An 18,205-nucleotide genomic window follows, 5' to 3' on the forward strand; every position below is an offset into this window, starting at 1 on the left:
GTCTTGCTGTTTTATTGGGTGGCCTGGGCGCAGTTTACCTGATTAATATCTACTTCAAGCACTGTACTTGTATTTAAATTGACGTTTAGGCACTTAGCCGTGCCGTTGCCATCTGTGTTGCTGCATTGAAAAATGCCGGTATTGTTTGTTAACAACATGCTGCTCCAGCCAACCCCGGTGCTGGGGTTATAAATTTGCCAGAGCGGGCCTATGCTTGCCGAAATCACGTACACTCCCTGCGTAATGGTATAGTTGTTGTTCGCGAGGCCGCTACCAGCTACATTAAACACCTCGCCCGTGGTGGTATTCGAAAACGTTAAACTTACCATGGTGCTATTGTAGGTGGTGTAATTGACAAAGCTAAGGGTGACCAGCGGCACGCCGACAGTAACGGACACCGGGGCCAAAACCTTTGTTCCGTAAATGGGCGACGTTATGGTCGCGTTCACCGTCTTGGTTCCGGTAGTGGTATAGGTGTGCGCGGGCGGGCTTGAAAGCGCCGTGGTAACGGGACTGGTGCCATCCCCGAAATCCCAGGTGATTAGCATGCCCGTAGAGGTGCAGTAATCGTACCCGCTGATAGCGAAGGTTGACGCGGTGTTAGCGTGTATGTTGCCGGGTGCCGAGATAACCGGGTTAAAGTTTTGCGCCTGCGACTGCATCACGTAGGTTTGCTTGCTTACGATGCTGTGGTTCTCATCCAGGGTGAACGTCGGGCGGCGAAGCGCGTCGTACATAAAATAGGCGGATATGCCGTTGGTATTGGTAGCCGATGTTTTAAGGTGGGTAACCGGGTCGTACCCGGCCGTAGTCACCTCGGCATTTTCGGGGTAAAAAATAACGTCATCGATGCCCGCGTTTACGCTTGCGGAGATGCTGACAGTGAAAGTACCGGTTATGGTGCCAAGGGCTACCTTCCATTCCTGGTACTTCCAGGTGCCCGCGGTGTTCGGAATAACCTGGGGGCTGACGGTACTGCTGCCGGACGCTGCCGAAAAGCTAAACGCGATGCTCCCTTGGGCAGTGGTATTGATCCAGGCCGATAGGATATAATTGGACGAAACCGCGTTTTTCTTAAGCGTAAGGTTAAATGCCTGCCCCGTGCCCAGGGCGGTAGCCAGGCCGCTGTGGCTTCCTGCAGGTACAGTAAATGATGAAGTGCCCGTTTTTGCAAACGTCCACTGGGTCTGCATGTCGCTATCAAAATCATTAAACGCAATCTCAGACGCGGCGGCATTGGAAACGCTGATTGCCGGTGCTGAGTTGTAGTTATCAAAAGCGGTTGCGCTAACGTGATGTCGCCCGTCATCAGTTGTTTGCAGGGTGCCGTAATAGTCATATTCCGTGAAATTCACGGCGGGCAATGCCGGGTAACTGGCATCTTTGGTAAATGTAGTACCACCTGCGCTTGAGGGCGTGAAGGAAGCAGCCCCGTCGGCATTTACAAAGCCGTATTGGGCCGATGGGCGATACTTGTAATTACCGGCCGAACCTGCCGGAAAATCGGTGTACAATACCAGGCTTGCGCCGGTGGTTTTTGTGGTGGTGCCGCGCGTTACCTGCTGGTAGGTTTCGACGGGCAGGTTTTCGTTCAGGAGCTGAAGGTTGTACAGCGCATTGACGTTTCTGTTGGCGCTTGACGCCAGGCCTGTATAATCCTTCACGTACTTGATATTGGTGGTCAGGCTGCTGTTGTCGCTGTTGGTCACCTGCTTTTGGGTCAGCAGCTTGTGGTTGGGACTGTTGAAGGCGTAATTAACAGTCGTGGTCTTGGACTGTGTGCCTGGCAGGTCAAATACCTGGGTGGTCTCCTGCACCAGCAGCTCGTCGGTCTTGTAGTTCAGGGAATACTTGGACAGCGATTTGAGGCCGGCCGCGCCATTAGGGAAGGGCAGGTCGTCTATCCTGGCGCCGCTGATCGTGGACGGCGAGTAGGAGCGGTTGTAGGTATAGCTGGTTACGCTTGCCTGCGTGTTTCCCTCATTGTACCGGATTACCTGCTGGACAAGCCCTCGCTCAAAATCGTAATTGGGGTTCGGCGCAAACGGGTACCCCCAGGTATTGGCGGCGGCCGGGCCGGTGGCGGTAGTGCAGGTCGTACGCTGTACATTGTTAATCGTTGGAAACCAATCGGCCGTGCAGCCCGCGCAGGCCGGCGTTCCCGAGGTATTCCAGTAGGTAGCCGGCACGTAGTACTGGTAAAGCGTATTGCCTGCTCCCGTGCGGCCTTCCCTTACAAAACTGTACATGATGGTATGATCTTCGTCAGAAAGGTCGTTATCAGACACAACGGTAGTTAGATTATAAAGCGTGTTGCCGGTTGCGCTGCCTGTATAGGGCACACTGAACGCGTAGGCGGGCAGGGACAAGGGCTTGCCGCTGCTCAGCGTCGATACCGGAATCTGGTAGCTGTAATTGGTTACCATCGGGTTGACGGCTCCTGCGCTGTCGATGATCTGCTTGACCCGGATGCCGTTGCCGAGCAGCACCGCTCCCGAGGCGCCGTCGACATAGTCGTTTGATTCGTACGTCATCGTGGTGCTGCCGCCCTCCGGGTAAATAACCTTGGTAAGGCTGCCCGACATCACGTTGGCCGCATCGGCCGACCGGATGTTGCCGTTGGTTGAATAGTAGGAATAGTTGCCGCCCGTACCGCTGCTTTGGTAAATGGCATACTGCGGCTGCGTCGTGGTAGGCGTGGTGATCCACACCTTGGGCATAATGGAAGTGGTGCTGGTATTGGCGGTCGAATAATACCCCCAGTAGTCAACCTTGGTTGTCGACGAGTCGGGCAGGGTGGTGGTGTACACGGTGCTGCCCGAGGTATGCTGCTCTCCCGCGTACTGGAAGCCATAGCTGATCGGCGCACAGCCACGGTTGTCGGCCAGGCTCCGCAAGAAACGCCGCTTGTACCCGGTGCCGTAGACGGGGTCTCCGGGGAAATCATAGTTGAAGGTATAGTTCATGCCCGCACCGGTAATGCCGGTCAGCAGGGTTTGCCCCGAACCATAAGTGACCAGCTTGTTGGTGCCGGGGTCAAGGTAGGTTTCCGAGTCTGTCCAGAACCAGGAAAACGTAAGCACGTCGGCCGAGTTATCCGAACTGTAGTTTGCCTGCACCGTATTCAGTATCTGCGGTGTGAACCTTTGCTGGACCTTGTACTGGACGGTGGGCGTGGTGGCGCCCGGCATATACAATGATACCGGGTCGGTACTGTCCCGCTCGTGGGCGGTGGAATAACTGAACGTGACGCCTGAGCCCCCGTCGTCAAGGACGCTGGTCAGGTGCCAGTTGTTATAGTAGGTCACCCCGTTTTGGTATTGGTTGTATCTGTTCTTGTAATATACCGGCGTGCCACCGGTGGTCGTCTGAATCACTGTTTCCGGCGCGCCGAAAGTGTACTTGATCCCCTTGTCGTTTGTGATCATAAAGTAGCTGATTCCGCCGGGAACGGTTAGGGAAGTGGGGATGTTTGTCACGTAGGTGATTTTCAGGTCCTGCCTACCCAGAACCTGGAACCTGGCGTTGACCTGGTCGTAAACCAGCTGGCAGGACAATCCCGGCGCGTTCACGTAAAAAATGTCCGGTTCGGTGTCGGACAGGTCTGCCAAATTGCTGTTGATGTAGCTAACCTGGCTGTCTCCGTCCGTACAGGTTGCCGGGTTGTTATCGTTTGCCGTGGCGAAAAGGGCGTTGATCTTCGCCGCATTGGCGTTGTTCATCCATCCCTTTCGGTCGAGGCTGCTGTTGTCCTTTAGGCAGTCATCCGGGAGCCCCCGAACCTGCCTGGATATTTCGCCGCCCACGTTCAAGTGCCAGCCCATGCCCGCACTGTTCTCCACGTCCTTGGTTTTGACGCCCGTTGCGCTGTAGCTGATACTGATGGGAATATCAACCTGGCCACGCTTGTACTCATATAGCGGTATGACCACGTTGGCCGTGCCGGTTAGCGGGTTAACGCTGACGTTGTTTTTCTGGGCATAGGCGGTGCCCAGAAACAAGGATGCGGTCGAGAAGATTGATAGGGCTAGTCTTTTGTTCATATGGCGCGTTAAGCATTTGTTACCGGTTGCTGATTGGCAACCCGCATCGTTGGATTTAATTAATAAGATCAGAAAGTAGGCAAAGCCTTAATCGTGAGAGGCTAACGCCTTTAGATGAATACCTTGAGGGGATGTTATTTCCATTGCATGTGATTGTTTAAGTACCGCTAAAATAATATCCTCAAAGCGCATCGCCTAATAAATCGTAAAAAATATCTAAGGTTTAGGGCAAGGACCTATTTACAGGATAAAAAGGCGCTAAAGAACCGTCTGAAAATTGGTTCGGCTGGTGCCGCTCAGCCCATCGACATGGTCTGTACAGGGTGGGTTGCCCATGCCGATGGGGGTACGGTGCGGGGCTGTGATACGCACCCAAGAGCGTTCATGGTCTATCCTGATGCTCCTGCCGGAACGCAAGGCACATCAATGCCCGTACGTCGCTCGCTCCTCGTCATAACAGACGTACGCCGGGCCGCTCCCGCCGCTGCTGACCTTGTACGTGTCGGTCAGGGGCGTGGTCAGCTGGAGCGTGGAGGCCGTGAGTATAAACTGGTAAGTTAAGGGGAAAGCGGTGCTGTCGGCTTTTTTAAGCGAGCCGGTCCACTTGCCGGAAAGATCCTGGTTGGTAAAAAAACAAAATAGTGCGCAGCATGCACCTGAAAAAGCAAAAAGGAGGGTTCTTTTCATCGGGGTGATAAGCGTTTGGGTTTAATTGTGTAACAAAAATAATATTATAATATACAGTTGCAACTTTTTGATAATAAATATCTTGCCGCCTGACTAAACAAAGTTACCACACAAAAAAATAAGAAGCGGTGACACAACTTTGTCAGTAAGGAGGGAGAGGGGGGTGGGATTTTTGGGACTGGCAGACTTTGGGACTTTTGGACAAAAGGAGCATGGACAAAGGACAAAGCAAGGGCTATAACCAGGATAAGCGTTAGTGATTGGCGCGGATACCGGCCTGTGGCTAATGCCCTGTGCGCGTATGAGCAAAAAGCACGGCCGCAGGCAACGCCCATGTTGGACTTTTTGGACTGGCGGACTATGGGATTTTTTGGATGATGGAGCAGGGATTTTTTTTTAAATGTTTTGTTTTTAAAATAAAATATGTATTTATGTATGTACAATTAAATATGCTGATTGTAAAACAATGGAAATACTTAAATTATATTGCCGGTTACCGATACCAATATCGCATAATGAAGAAATTTTTTAAAATGATTTTTGCCGGCTGTTTGCTGGTGGGTGCCGATTGCCTGGCTTACGGGCAGCAAAAGCAGCCGGTTGATTATGTTGATCCCTTTATTGGTACTTCCAACTCGCGGTGGATGCTGTTCCCGGGGGCTACACGACCCAACGGGATGGTGAAGCTTAGTCCGGATAACCAGCGGAGTGTTTGGCAGGGCGGGTACGAATACAGCACAGGCAGCATTCACGGTTTTAGCTTTTTACACGGGTGGACGATGGCCGGCCTGCTCATGATGCCCGCCAACGGCGACCTTACCCTGGCACCCGGCGCGCCCGACGAGCCTTTTAAAGGGGCAGGAGCAGGATTCCATTCCAGGTTTGATCACCGCGAGGAGCATGCTTCGCCGGGGTATTATTCGGTTTATTTGTTAGACCCACGGGTTAAGGTGGAGCTTACGGCTACCGAGCGTACGGGCGTGCAACGCTACAGTTTCCCGGCCGATAGCAGTAACCGTATTATGATACAGCTTAACCTGCCATCGGAGTACGGGGTGGATTTGAAAGACGCCCAAATTACCAAAGTAAGCGATACCGAAATTGAGGGCTATGCCAAATCAACTTCGGCCAATTTTAATGATTACTGCATGTATTTTGTGATGCAGTTTAACAAGCCTTTTCATGATTTTAACGGCTACCTTAACCAGTCCGAAACGCATAGCCATACCGAGGTAAAAGGCGCGCATGAAATTGGCGCGTATGTAACTTATCCTACCAATAAGCCCCAGCAGGTGCTTATCCGTACGGGTATCTCCTTTGTGAGCATTGCCCAGGCCCGGCTTAACCTGCAAACCGAACTGAAGCCCTACGGCTGGAACTTTGATGCCCTGGTAGCCGCCAACCGCAAATTGTGGAACAATACTTTAAAAACTATTACCGTTGATGGTGGCAGCGAAACCGATAAGAAGAAGTTTTACACCAACTTTTACCGCTGCTTTACCGCCAAAATGATCATGAGCGATGCCAATGGCAAATACACCGATGCCTGCGAGCAGGTACAACAATTGCCTGCCGATAGAAAAGTGATGATTGGCGGCGATGCCTACTGGAACAGCTTCTGGAACCTCAACCTGTTGTGGACCCTCACCGCGCCCGATGTGGTGCAGCAACTGGTGGATACCCAGCTGGAGATGTACGAGAAAACCGGCTGGCTATCTAAGGGTCCGGCGGGGATTGAGTACTCGGGCATTATGGAAGGTTCGCATGAAATGGCGCTAATGACCAGCGCTTATTTAAAAGGCATTGTTACCAAAGATACCGATATTGCCTACGCCGCCATGAAAAAGAATGTAGAGGTTGAGCCCGGCACAGCCTGCGGCGGTTACCCCGGTAACCCGCAGATTAGCGAGTACGCCCGCCTGGGCTACGTACCCGTTGAAAAAGGTGCCACCTCCAAAACCCTGGACTATGCTTATGACGACTGGTGTGTAGCCCAGATGGCCCGCCTGCTGCACCAGGATAATGACTATGATTTTTTTGTAAAACGATCATCCAACTGGAAAAACGTTTTCGACCCAATAAGCCGCTACGTGGTGCCGAAAAAGGAGAATGGCGATCTGATTAGTGACTTCGACCTGTTTTCGGTAAGTCATTTTGTTGAGGGAAATTCCTGGCAGTATTCGTTTTACGTTCCGCACGATATTCCCGGCCTGGTAAACTTTGTAAACCGCGAAACGTTTTTGAAACGCCTAACCACCGGCTTCCAAAAATCCGAAACCCAAAAGTTTGCCGCCCACGCGCTGGATAGAACGATGGGACAATCGGCAGAGTACTACATTAACCAGGGCAATGAGGTAAACATGCAGGCCGCCTACCTGTTTAACTATGCCGGCAAACCATCGCTTACCCAATACTACACCCGCCGCATCCTGGATGTGTTTTATGATGCCTCGCCCTACGTAGGCTGGAACGGCGACGAAGACGAGGGGCAGATGGGGGCCTGGTTTGTGATGAGTTCGCTTGGCTTGTTTGAAATGAATGGCGGCACCTCGCCAGATTTAAGGGTTGATTTAACCAGTCCGCTTTTCCGGTCGGCCCGCATCAACCTTAACCCCGGATATTTTAAGGGCAGGCAGTTTTTGATCGAGGCGCACAACAACTCGGCAAAAAATATCTACATCCGGTGGGCCAAATTGAATGGCCGGATTTTGAATGACCGGTTCATCAGTTTTAAGGATATTTTAAAAGGCGGCAAACTGGAGTTATGGATGTCGGCCAAACCAAATTGATGACAAAAACCGGTTGATTTTTTCGCTGTAAAAATGAAAGGATGCCCAAAGATAGCTAAACGGACACTCAAAGGGTGCCCGGGAAGGTGTTAACGTGGGTTAACAGGTACGTTAAAGGTGCACCACAGGAGATGCTCAAAAACTAATCTGCACCCCATCATCAACCGGGTGGCCGGTGCAGGTTAGCACCCAGCCTTCGGCGATATCGGCCTCCGTGAGTACATCGTTTTTTACCATCTCCACTTTTCCGCCGGTACATTTAGCCACGCAGGTTGAGCATACCCCATTGCGGCAGCTATAGGGCAGGGGGATATTGTTTTGTAGCGCTGCTTGCAGTATGCTTTGGTTTTCGCCCACGGTAACATCATGCACCTCGCCGGCGTGGAGTATCCTGATATTGCGGGGCGCAAAGTTAGTGGTGCTGTTGATTGCCGCAACTGTCTCTAATACAAAGTTTTCCCTGCGAATCTGTCCTGGTTCAATCCCCATATACACCAGCGCGAAACGGATCATGCGCATGTATGGGAATGGTCCGCAGAGATAAAATTCGGCTGTGTTTAAGTTGTTGCTGGCTGTCTGCCTCGTAATGGCCTCTACGCGGTCGGGGTTAAGGCGGTTGGCCTCGCTGCTAAGCAGGTAGTGAATGGTAAATCTATCGGGATGCAAAACTGCAAGCTGGTTAAGCTCAGCTTTGAACAGTATAGATGCCGCGTCCTGGTTGCTGTAAATTAGTGTTAGCCTGCTACCGCTTGGTCGGTTCAGGATATACTTGATCTGCGAAAATATGGGAGTGATGCCGCTACCGCCGGCAAAAAGCAATATGTTCTTGTTATGCTGATAGTTAGCTATGGTAAAGCGACCCGTGGGTGCCAGGGCGGTAATTACATCCCCGGGCTGCATTTTGGTAAGCATAAAGCGGGAAATTTCGCCATTGCTGATGCGCTTGATGGTGATGCCCAACAAAGGTTCATCCGGTGATGAACTTAACGAATATGACCTGCGGATCTCCTCGTTCCGGTGGTTAAATATCAGCGTGATAAACTGCCCGGCTTTATAGGTAATCCGTTCGTCTATCGCGGTGTTACTCAGGTAAAAGGTAGCCGTATCCGGCGTTTCCCATTTAATGTTTTCCAGCTTTAGTTTGAGTATCCCGGCGGTCATATGCATTAAAAAAAGCGGCAGAATGTATTGCATCCTGCCGCTTCAAATTTATAAGCTTAATGGAATTAAGCGATAGCTTTTGTATAAAGTTCGGCTACGTGTGCCCAGTTAATCACGCTCCAGATACCGGCAAGGTAATCAGGACGACGGTTTTGATATTTTAAGTAGTAAGCGTGCTCCCAAACATCGATACCTAAAATTGGGGTGCCTTTTACTTCGGCAATGTCCATCAATGGGTTATCCTGGTTAGGAGTTGATGATACCACTAATTTTTTATCAGCAGTAACAACTAACCAAGCCCAGCCAGAGCCAAAGCGGGTTGCACCAGCTTCGTTGATTTTGGTTTTTAAATCGGCAACAGAACCAAAAGTGCTGGTAATAGCTGCTGCTAAAGCGCCGGTAGGCTCGCCACCACCGTTTGGTGATAATAAAGTCCAAAACAAAGAGTGGTTGTAGTGACCACCGCCGTTGTTGCGAACAGCAGGCGCGAATTTTGAAATATTTTTGATGATATCCTCAATGCTGCTATCAGCTTCTGGTTTACCTTCAAGGGCTTTATTTAAATTAGTAACATAAGCCTGGTGATGTTTGCCATGGTGAATTTCCATGGTTAATTTATCAATGTGCGGTTCCAATGCATCGGTAGCGTAGGATAACGCCGGTAGTGTAAATGCCATAATTACAATTTTAAAGTTTAATGATTGTGATGAACAAATATAAGAGTAGAATTTGCTTTTTGTTCTAATTTAATGTCAAGTTTGTGTATAAGTTGATTAGGGAGTTCATAGTTGATGGTTCACAGATCATAGCCGGATGTACTATGTCATTAATCCTTCGCAGTTGCCATGAACCATGATCTATCAACCATGAACCAAAAATCTACTTTCGTTTGCTCCTGAAAAAATTCTTCACCAGTTCCGAGCATTCGTTTTCTTTAATGCCGCCGGTTATAACGGTTTTGGGATGAGTTATTTTTTGGTTGAGCCTGCCAAAGCCCAGTTTGGTATCATAAGCACCAAAAACTATCCTGCTTACCTGGAACCAGTAGGACGCGCCAGCGCACATTACGCAGGGTTCCATGGTTACGTACAACGTGCAGCCTTGCAGGTATTTTCCTCCCATAGAGTTTGCCGCGGCGGTAAGGGCCTGCATTTCGGCATGGGCCGATACATCGTTCAACCGCTCGGTTAAATTATGACCCCTGCCAATAATTTTACCACCATGGGTTACAATGGCCCCTATGGGGATCTCGTCTTCTTCCAGGGCGTAGCGGGCCTCTTTAAGGGCCTCATTCATAAAGAAATCATCGGGCGATATCTCCGGCTCGCTCTCAAAGTTTATATACCTCATTTATATCAGTTTACTGCCGTTTGGCATGGGTTTATCAACAGCTGCTAAAACTATATCGCCATTTTCATCGGCAAAGCCGGTCACTAAAAATTCCGACATGAATTTGCCTATCTGCTTTTTAGGAAAGTTGATCACACCAACAATCTGCCTGCCCGTTAATTGTTCTTTTGTATAATGCCTGGTGATTTGCGCACTCGACCATTTAATACCGAACTCCCCAAAATCAACCCTAACCTTAAAAGCGGGTTTACGGGCCTCTGGAAAGTCTACAGCTTCCAAAATAGTGCCTACCCGTAGTTCTACTTTTTCAAAATCGTGCCAGGTGATGGTTTCCATAGTGGCAAAGGTAAAATAGAATCAAGAGACAAGAATCAAGAATCAAGATTTTTTGTTGCGTTGCGCAACAAGTGAAATAGTAAAAAAGTATATTGTGTTAGTAGTCAAATGATTGCGAATTGCCATAATTTGCAAAACGCAACAAAAGCGCAACACTTTAGCTGTTCAGCTGGCTTATTGCCCTTGAAATTCTTCATCTACACTTTCGCGCAGGTCATATAGCAACCATTGTTTTTTGGCAATGGATTGAGTTTTGGATTGCAGCAGTTTAATAAAATCATTTACGCCGGTAGGTTCATTGCCATTGCCATGGATGAGTACAATGCTGCCTGCTTGTGGCTGTTGTCCCTTAGCCAGCCAGGCATCTGTACCAACGGGGATCAGCCCAAAGTCGGTGATCCTGTAAACCAATTGCTGATCTGATACCAGCCCCGGGAACCTGAAAAATACCGAGGGCAGCAAGCCGTTTTTGAGCATCGCCTTTTCGGTTTCTAACACTTCGTAGCTGATATCGGTGCCTGGTTCCAGTAAAAAGTTCTCTTTCAATGGCGCTTTTGAGCTTACGCGATGGTTAAAGGAGTGGTTTATCCAGGTGATGTAGATCTCGTGTTTGGCCTGCATCTGTTTAAGCCATTCCAAATCCTGTGGGTGCTGCCGCATCCATATGCCGGTTACAGATAGGGCTACAGGCACAGGCTGTTCTACTTTTTTAAACTCGTTAAAAATATCGGTAAAGATACGTTTATCAAGCGGCCGGTGCGATGGACAAAGATCCGCTGTTAAACTGATGCCGGTTTCCTTGGGTACGCCGCTTTCTATCCCGGCATCCTGTATGGCTACCGATTGCTTTTCGGCTTTGGTGAGCGCTTTTTGATAAGGCGTATTTCTGAAATAACTGCGCGCCTCGGTCATGCTCATCGGCTTTACTTCGTAAAAGCTTTGCTCATCAATTTTGGTTACCAGTGTTTGCGGGTTTACCAACATCAAATATGTTTTGCCCTCGTTTTCAAACTGGCGCAGCACCATCCAATCCTGCGGAAAATGGTGGGCCCAGCCGTAAAATATTTTATAGTTCTCCATTTTACGATAGTTGGCCTGGGCAAATATCGGCAGCGATAATATCGATAAGAGGGAACTGATTAATAAAACCCGGTAGCTTTTTTTCATAATTAATAGCAAATATCTTAATCCATAAATTGTTTTTAATGTTAGCTAAGTAAATAATGATATTTGCCAAAGTAAAATAATCATCAGCCATGACCCGTTTATCTGTCAACATCAATAAAATAGCTACCCTGCGTAACTCGCGCGGGGGCGATAACCCAAACCTGGTACAGGTTGCTAAGGATTGCGAACGCTTTGGCGCGCAGGGAATAACTGTGCACCCTCGCCCGGATGAGCGCCATATTCGTTACCAGGATGTTTTTGATCTGAAGCAAATTGTTACTACCGAGTTTAATATTGAAGGTAATTGCCAGGAGCAAAAATTTATTGACCTGGTGCTGGCTAACAAACCAGAGCAGGTTACCCTGGTACCCGATGTTTTGGGGCAGATCACATCAAATCATGGCTGGGATACCATTACCAATTATCATTATTTAAAAGATATGATAGCGGTTTTTAAAGAGGCAGGTATCCGCGTTTCCATCTTTGTTGATCCGGTTGCTGCCATGGTTGAAGGCGCCGCCAAAACAGGTACCGATAGAATTGAGCTTTATACCGAAGGTTATGCTACCCACTATCATCAAGATAAAGAGCTGGCGGTAGCTCCTTATATCGAGGCAGCTTTAGCTGCCCAAAGTTTAGGCCTTGGTATTAACGCCGGGCACGATTTGGATTTACACAACCTGAAATACTTTGCGCAAAATGTTCCAGGAGTAGATGAAGTAAGCATAGGGCACGCTTTAATAAGCGATGCCTTGTACTATGGCCTGGAAAATACCATTCAAATGTATTTAAAGCAGCTTACCTAATCAGGGTTAAACTGCCCGATAGCATATTGCAGCCGGTAGTTAAGCTAATGATATAATAATAAGTGCCCGAGGGAAGTTTTTGTTTATTTAAAGTACCATCAAACGGACGAGCATAACCCCTGGAATCAAATACATTTTGGCCATTGCGGTTAAATATTTTTACCGTGGCCGATGGGTAATTTTCGATGCCTTTAATTTGCCAGTAATCATTTTGGCCATCACCGTTTGGCGTTATGGCATTGGCTATGCTTACCGCTGATAAGCCTACCGTAATGTTAACCTTTGTTCGTTCGCTTTCGCAACCATCGTTATAAGCGCTTACATAATAGCTGGTATTATTGCTTATGGTAACATGAAAAACCCCACTTGTTTGCTCATCTAAAGGAGTGACACCGCTTTCTGTTTCAAATAAACGATAGGTGGTACCTGCCACAGGATTAGCAACCGGGATTACAGCTGCCCCTGGCGTACAAAGTTCAAAACTATTTACTGTAGGCGGGGCTATTATTCTGGCCTCATCAACAATTGTTATTGGTCCGTAAGGTATAACACATTGATTTACGCCCAATGCCAAAGTGTAAGTACCCGGACCGATATCTTTAAGATCTATATTATTTCCCACCACGGTGCCGTCAGCATTTTTCCATACGGGTGTAAATGCGGCGTTGGTTACCGCAGGCAGTTTAATACCCGTGATACTGCCGTTATTAACATGGCAATGCGCGTTTGTTTTGGTTAGCCCCGAAGCATCAATTGATGGCGTGTAATTGGTAAGGGTAAAGTTTATAGATTTGGCGTTGCAGGAACCGCTGTAGCATTTGGCGTAGTAAATACCCGGCCCAACATTATCAAGTTTTACGCCACTCCCCACTGGTTGATCATCGCTGGTAAACCAGTTTACGGTAATCACATTTTTTAGGTTTTTGAGGGTGATTGATCCGTTGTTTTTATCGCAGGAAGGTTGGATAATATCATGGTCGGCATCGTCGGCCGATACCTGGGGTTGGGTATATTCTGATGTGTTGTTGTTGAAAATGGCGTTGGCTACTAATTTTTTGGTATTAAAGTCGCCGGTTATTTTCCATTTGCCGCTGGCATCTGCCGTTGTAGCAGCATAATATTGTACCGGGTTACAAACGGAGCAATCGGTGTTATCATTATAAATATAAATGTCGGCCCCCGGCGTACCTGTACCAGAAAATTCTGTTTTGGAGTTTACCAACACATTAATATCTGGTACTGCTGTTCCCGCCGATATAAGGTAAGGTTTTTGATTGCAGGAAATGCTGTTTTTTTTGATGACGATGTTTGATGATTCAACCGCGTACATGGCACCACCGTCATTATTGAAAAAGTTCATATCCCTTTCGTCGTCATCGCCTATAAAACCAAAATTGCATTTAAAAAAATATAACAGGGAATTGCCCGGAAGATCGCTTTGTTTGTTACGCGAGAAAGTGAGGTTGCTCACCGATATAAACTGAAACTGGGTGGCGCAAAAATCATTATCGGTAACCTGAACCCCCGAACCCTCAAACTTTATTAATACAGATGCCCCGGCTTCCCTGATATCCTGCCGGTGAATATCAAGCGATAGGGAGTTGTTTACAAAGCTATTGCCCTGGCCGTTTATGGTTACGTTTTTAGCAAAGTAGTTTCTATCGAGCGAGGCTGGTCCCCCTATAAACGAGTCGTCGGCAGTAAGATCAATGGCGTAACCCAATTCAACCACATTGGTGCCCGATTCATCGTACCCGATAAAGTTAGATTCGATGATAAAATTGGTGTTGTTTTTCGAATCGGTTAACGATGCTGTACCGCCGTAAATGCCATAAATATTATCGGCAAAAACGTTGCCTTTGCCCGGTGCACCAATGGTAACGTTAACACAATCATAGGCAGATATTGCCGTAAAAAGCAGGTTGCCATTAAAGTTGGTGAGCTTACTATCATACCCTTTAATGCAAAGCCCGTAAATATCAACGTTTGATGTTTCGGTCATGAGCAGCGCGGCCGCTTTTGTACCCGGGAAGGTATAGCTTACATCGGGGATAATGTAAACTTTAGCATCGCTGTTGCCCAGTTTTGGTCCGGGTTGGCTGCTGCCGTCAATAACAAGGTTTGAGGTAACCTCGGGCAATTGGGTAAACAGCTTTATAGTTAAAGCCTGCGCGCCCGAACCAGGGAGATTAAAATTGATAATATCCTGTGTGGCACTCCCATTGGCTGCTGCCTGGGCTAAGGCATCGCGCAAGGTACCCGGGCCGCTATCGGCATTGCTGCTCACCACAAATACAGTTGCCGAGGCTTGTAAACAAGACAACGCAACAAACAACATCAGCATAAATTGCCTGCACCACATGGCTCATCAATTGCTTTGAAGAATAGTAAACTGAATATTTGGCGCAGCTAATTGGTATTACCTGATGATGGTTAAACTGCCCGACAGCAAGTTACAATTTTTGTTAAGATTAATGATATAAAAATATGTGCCTACTGGTAAGGTTTTACCATTATAAGTGCCGTTGAAAGGCGTGCCGTAACCTTTTGATTCAAATAGTTTTTGCCCATTGCGATTAAATACCTGCACCACGGCCTGCGGATAGCTTTCTATCCCGTTAATTTTCCAGTAATCGTTATGCCCATCGCCATTGGGGCTAAAGGTGTTGGCTATGTTTATTGAGCTGATTCCTACTTTAATTTTTATTTCAACCCGGGCGCTTTCGCAATTGCCTTTGAATTGGCTTATATAATAGCTTCTATCGGTCGGTACGTTCACCGCGAACCTGCCGTTTTGCTGCTCACTTAAAGGAGCTGGGCTGTTGGCATCATCGTATAGCCGGTAGCTGTAGTTGCTATTTGCGTTATTTACCACCAGTAGCGCGTTACCAGCTGTGCACAGGTCGAGATTTGTAACCGAGGGCGGATTTACCGCTTCAGTTTTATCATTAACACTATACACCAAACCCTGGGTACATCCGGAGCCATCTGTTATTTTAATATGGTAAGTGCCGGCTATTACATTTTCAAGATTGGGAGCGTTACCTACAATATTGTCATGATCGTCTGTCCATACAAAAGAGAGCGGGGTAGCCCCGGCGGCGTAAATGCCTTTAATGCTCCCGGTGCTGGTTTCACAATGATCGTCATTAACCTGCACGTTATCTGCCGTTACGGTTAAACCCACGTCTCTGTTAACCGTGTAGCTGGCCAACAAGTATTCGCATCCGCTTTGCTCGGTAACGTAAATGTCATAAGAGGCTGCATCAAGGCCTTTTAATTCAGGATCTGTAGTGGTTACACTTGCACCCGTGGTATGATTAACCCATCGGAATGACTTTGCAACCGGTGCAGGCTGTTGTTGAAATATAATGGTAATGCTGCCGTTGTTTTCATCGCAGGTAGCATTTTTTATTACTTTGGTGTTGCCAATAATGCTTCGTGGAGTACGTTCAATAGTGAATGTTGTTGATTTGGCGCTACAGCCGTTGGCGTTACTGGCCACAAGGTAATAGGAGCCAGGGGCAACGCCATCCAGATCGAGATTATCTGATACCGGTTGATTATTAACATTGTACCATTTGTAAATAGTTGCGCCTGGCGCGGTTATCCCTTTTATGCCGCCATTATCATACTGGCAGGTAGCGGGCTGTATAGTTTTGGCGCTCTCGTCTAATACAATTGCGCCTTCGGTTTTAATTTCAAATGTTGATGAAATTACCTCTCCGCATTGTGTATCATCGGTTACATGCAGGGTGTATTTACCACCTGCTTTGCCGGTAAGATCTTTTGTTTGGGCAACTTCCTGGTTTTGGTCGTCGCGCCAGCTGTAATGGAGTACTCCGCTACCGGTTACTGTTAGATTAGTTATGGAGCCTATTGATTGACCGCAATTAGTATTGATGATTTTGGATTTTGAATCATCGATATTGATGCCATCCGTGTTTTTTAGGAGATAGGGACCTGAAGTTTGCTTACAGGAACCATCAGCATTTTCTACTGTGAAGGTATAAGTGCCTGCCGAGACATCATACAAATCAACGCAATTGCATAATATTACACCATTTTTATCAGTCCATTTGTAATGAGCATCGTAAGGAGCAACAGTTATTCCTGTTATTGAACCTTTGGTGCCACATGATGGCCTTGTAATTTGAAGATTATCAGCGTTAATTTTAACAGATTTATCTTCTATAGTAAATGTTTTTGTTTGTTCACAAGCTGTTCCGAATGCAATTTTTAGGGTATAGGTGCCTGCGTCCACATCTTTAAGGTCGAGGTTTGTGCTTATTAATTTATTATTGTTATCGTACCAACGAAAGCCTGTTGAATAAGGCGTTACAATACCCGTTATTGAACCCTTGTTGTTACACGTGGCGCTTGTAATGGTCGCTTTTGAATCATCAATATTTAAACCAGTAAAATATCCTGTCAAATTGTTAAATGTGGCAGAGGCCATAACATAGCTATCTACAACGCCATTATATGACCATTTTCCATTTGCGTCGGCATTGATTGTTGCAAAATAGGTTTTAGGATTGGGTGGCGTAGCACACGCGCAATCAGCTTTAAAAAGTTCTATAACTGCATTTGGAGTGGCCGTTCCGCTAACCAAAGTGGGCGATACACTGGTTATTTTTACTTGGGGCAGTAAGTCGCCATCTATATATCCCACGAAACTATTTTCGCCTACGCAAAATATGCTGTTTCTTGTAATCTTATATTTACCGTGCGGATCATAACCTATGCCATCTTCTACATAGGCTATCAAATTCTTTTGTGAGGGATCATCGCCGCCAATAATTACTTCGGCATCTACACCCAAACCAATAGCATACTCCGCAATACTCTGACTAAATTCATTGAAGTTTAATTTGCCATCATAATCTGTATTAAAAGCGTTACCCTGAATGATGATTTTGCCACCCAACGCACCAATTTCTAATAAATCATAACCATATACGTCGGCAATAATGTTGTCTTTTATAACTGCATTTAACGGAACATTTAGAGGCATCCCATTAGTGCCGTAGGGACCGGTGATAGATACTCTGGTTTGATCTATCAAGTTGAAGCCATATGGCGCTTTTGTACCTGTGTAATTTGTGCCCATTATATTGTAGCTCAGGTCGAGACTGTTGCCATTAGGATTAGAAAAAAACAACTGAGTTATACCTGCTATAACATTTTTGGCGTTTGCGCTTCCACCAATTACAACGTTATCACAATCAAAAATACTCATAGCGCCGCTTCGTGCTATTTCGCCTGTAATATCTGTCCAGCAAATATTGCTTTGAAAACTACATTTCTTACCGATGTTAATATTGATGTTACCGCGTTCAAAAAAATTGCCCTTTCCCGGCATTCCAATAACAAGGGTGTTGAAGTTTTTTATGTCAATAGCCGGGCCTCCCCAAGCAGATATATCACAATCAAACCAGATGCCATATATTTCAATGAAATCGGCCCCTTGGCAGTGAAAAGAGGTTAAATTATCTGGATATTTAAAAGCAGTACTTATTTTAATTTTAGAATCGGTAACGCCAAACTTACTGCCCGGTTGAGTAGACGCATCTATTACTAAATTAGATGTAAGGTCTGGCAATTGCAGAATCACTCTTATCGTCCTCCCCGCCTCACTCAAATCCGGCAAATTAAAATTGATATAATCCTTTTCGGCACTCCCATTAGCCGCAGCCAAAGTCAACGCCTCCCGTAAAGTACCCGGCCCGCTATCGGCATTACTGGTTACTACAAACACAGCTGCCTTAGTGGAAGTTATGATAAATAATATGGATAAGGCAAGCAGTAGTGAACGGTACATAATAAGTTAGCATCTAAAATACATTTTTTTCCTGTAAACGCT

At 47.0% G+C, this 18,205-nt stretch carries 11 protein-coding genes; 3 read left to right on the forward strand and 8 right to left on the reverse strand.

The genetic code is table 11. The features are described 5' to 3' along the window. Positions 1 to 11 precede the first annotated feature (11 nt). Complete coding sequence (locus QWZ17_RS11850; protein ID WP_290305426.1) at positions 12 to 3,119, reverse strand: PKD domain-containing protein; 3,108 nt, start codon at positions 3,117 to 3,119, stop codon at positions 12 to 14. Positions 3,120 to 4,352: 1,233 nt separating this feature from the next. Here QWZ17_RS11850 and QWZ17_RS11855 point away from each other — a divergent pair. Continuing rightward, positions 4,353 to 4,604, forward strand: a complete 252-nt coding sequence (locus QWZ17_RS11855; protein ID WP_290305427.1) for a hypothetical protein — start codon at positions 4,353 to 4,355, stop codon at positions 4,602 to 4,604. A gap of 641 nt (positions 4,605 to 5,245) precedes the next feature. Continuing rightward, on the forward strand, positions 5,246 to 7,519 hold the full coding sequence (locus QWZ17_RS11860; RefSeq protein WP_290305428.1) for a GH92 family glycosyl hydrolase: 2,274 nt from the start codon (positions 5,246 to 5,248) through the stop codon (positions 7,517 to 7,519). 135 nt (positions 7,520 to 7,654) lie between these two features. Here the strand turns inward: QWZ17_RS11860 and QWZ17_RS11865 are convergent, their stop codons facing one another. The 5 genes from QWZ17_RS11865 to QWZ17_RS11885 form a co-directional block, all read right to left on the reverse strand. Next, positions 7,655 to 8,680, reverse strand: a complete 1,026-nt coding sequence (locus QWZ17_RS11865; protein ID WP_290305429.1) for a ferredoxin--NADP reductase — start codon at positions 8,678 to 8,680, stop codon at positions 7,655 to 7,657. Between the two features lie 65 nt (positions 8,681 to 8,745). After that, positions 8,746 to 9,357 (reverse strand): superoxide dismutase, encoded by a 612-nt coding sequence (locus QWZ17_RS11870; protein WP_290305430.1) that lies wholly within the window; start codon positions 9,355 to 9,357, stop codon positions 8,746 to 8,748. A gap of 202 nt (positions 9,358 to 9,559) precedes the next feature. Further along, on the reverse strand, positions 9,560 to 10,030 hold the full coding sequence (locus QWZ17_RS11875; RefSeq protein WP_290305431.1) for a nucleoside deaminase: 471 nt from the start codon (positions 10,028 to 10,030) through the stop codon (positions 9,560 to 9,562). After that, positions 10,031 to 10,366: a tRNA-binding protein gene (locus tag QWZ17_RS11880; protein ID WP_290305432.1), complete on the reverse strand. Its 336-nt coding sequence runs from the start codon at positions 10,364 to 10,366 to the stop codon at positions 10,031 to 10,033. Positions 10,367 to 10,540: 174 nt separating this feature from the next. Beyond that, on the reverse strand, positions 10,541 to 11,533 hold the full coding sequence (locus QWZ17_RS11885) for a polysaccharide deacetylase family protein (protein WP_290305433.1): 993 nt from the start codon (positions 11,531 to 11,533) through the stop codon (positions 10,541 to 10,543). An 89-nt stretch (positions 11,534 to 11,622) separates the two neighbouring features. Here QWZ17_RS11885 and QWZ17_RS11890 point away from each other — a divergent pair, with 89 nt between their 5' ends. Further along, the gene (locus tag QWZ17_RS11890) at positions 11,623 to 12,339 is read left to right on the forward strand and encodes a pyridoxine 5'-phosphate synthase (protein ID WP_290305434.1); all 717 of its coding nucleotides are present in this window, start codon (positions 11,623 to 11,625) and stop codon (positions 12,337 to 12,339) included. Here QWZ17_RS11890 and QWZ17_RS11895 read toward each other — a convergent pair. Both QWZ17_RS11895 and QWZ17_RS11900 read right to left on the reverse strand, forming a co-directional pair. Beyond that, on the reverse strand, positions 12,332 to 14,701 hold the full coding sequence (locus tag QWZ17_RS11895) for a T9SS type B sorting domain-containing protein (RefSeq protein ID WP_290305435.1): 2,370 nt from the start codon (positions 14,699 to 14,701) through the stop codon (positions 12,332 to 12,334). The two genes, QWZ17_RS11890 and QWZ17_RS11895, sit on opposite strands and share 8 nt — an antisense overlap. Positions 14,702 to 14,758: 57 nt before the next feature. Continuing rightward, positions 14,759 to 18,163, reverse strand: coding sequence for a T9SS type B sorting domain-containing protein (locus QWZ17_RS11900; RefSeq protein WP_290305436.1), 3,405 nt, complete (start codon positions 18,161 to 18,163; stop codon positions 14,759 to 14,761). Positions 18,164 to 18,205: the final 42 nt, after the last annotated feature.

It is taken from the genome of Mucilaginibacter flavus (assembly GCF_030409315.1).
Lineage (GTDB): Bacteria > Bacteroidota > Bacteroidia > Sphingobacteriales > Sphingobacteriaceae > Mucilaginibacter > Mucilaginibacter flavus.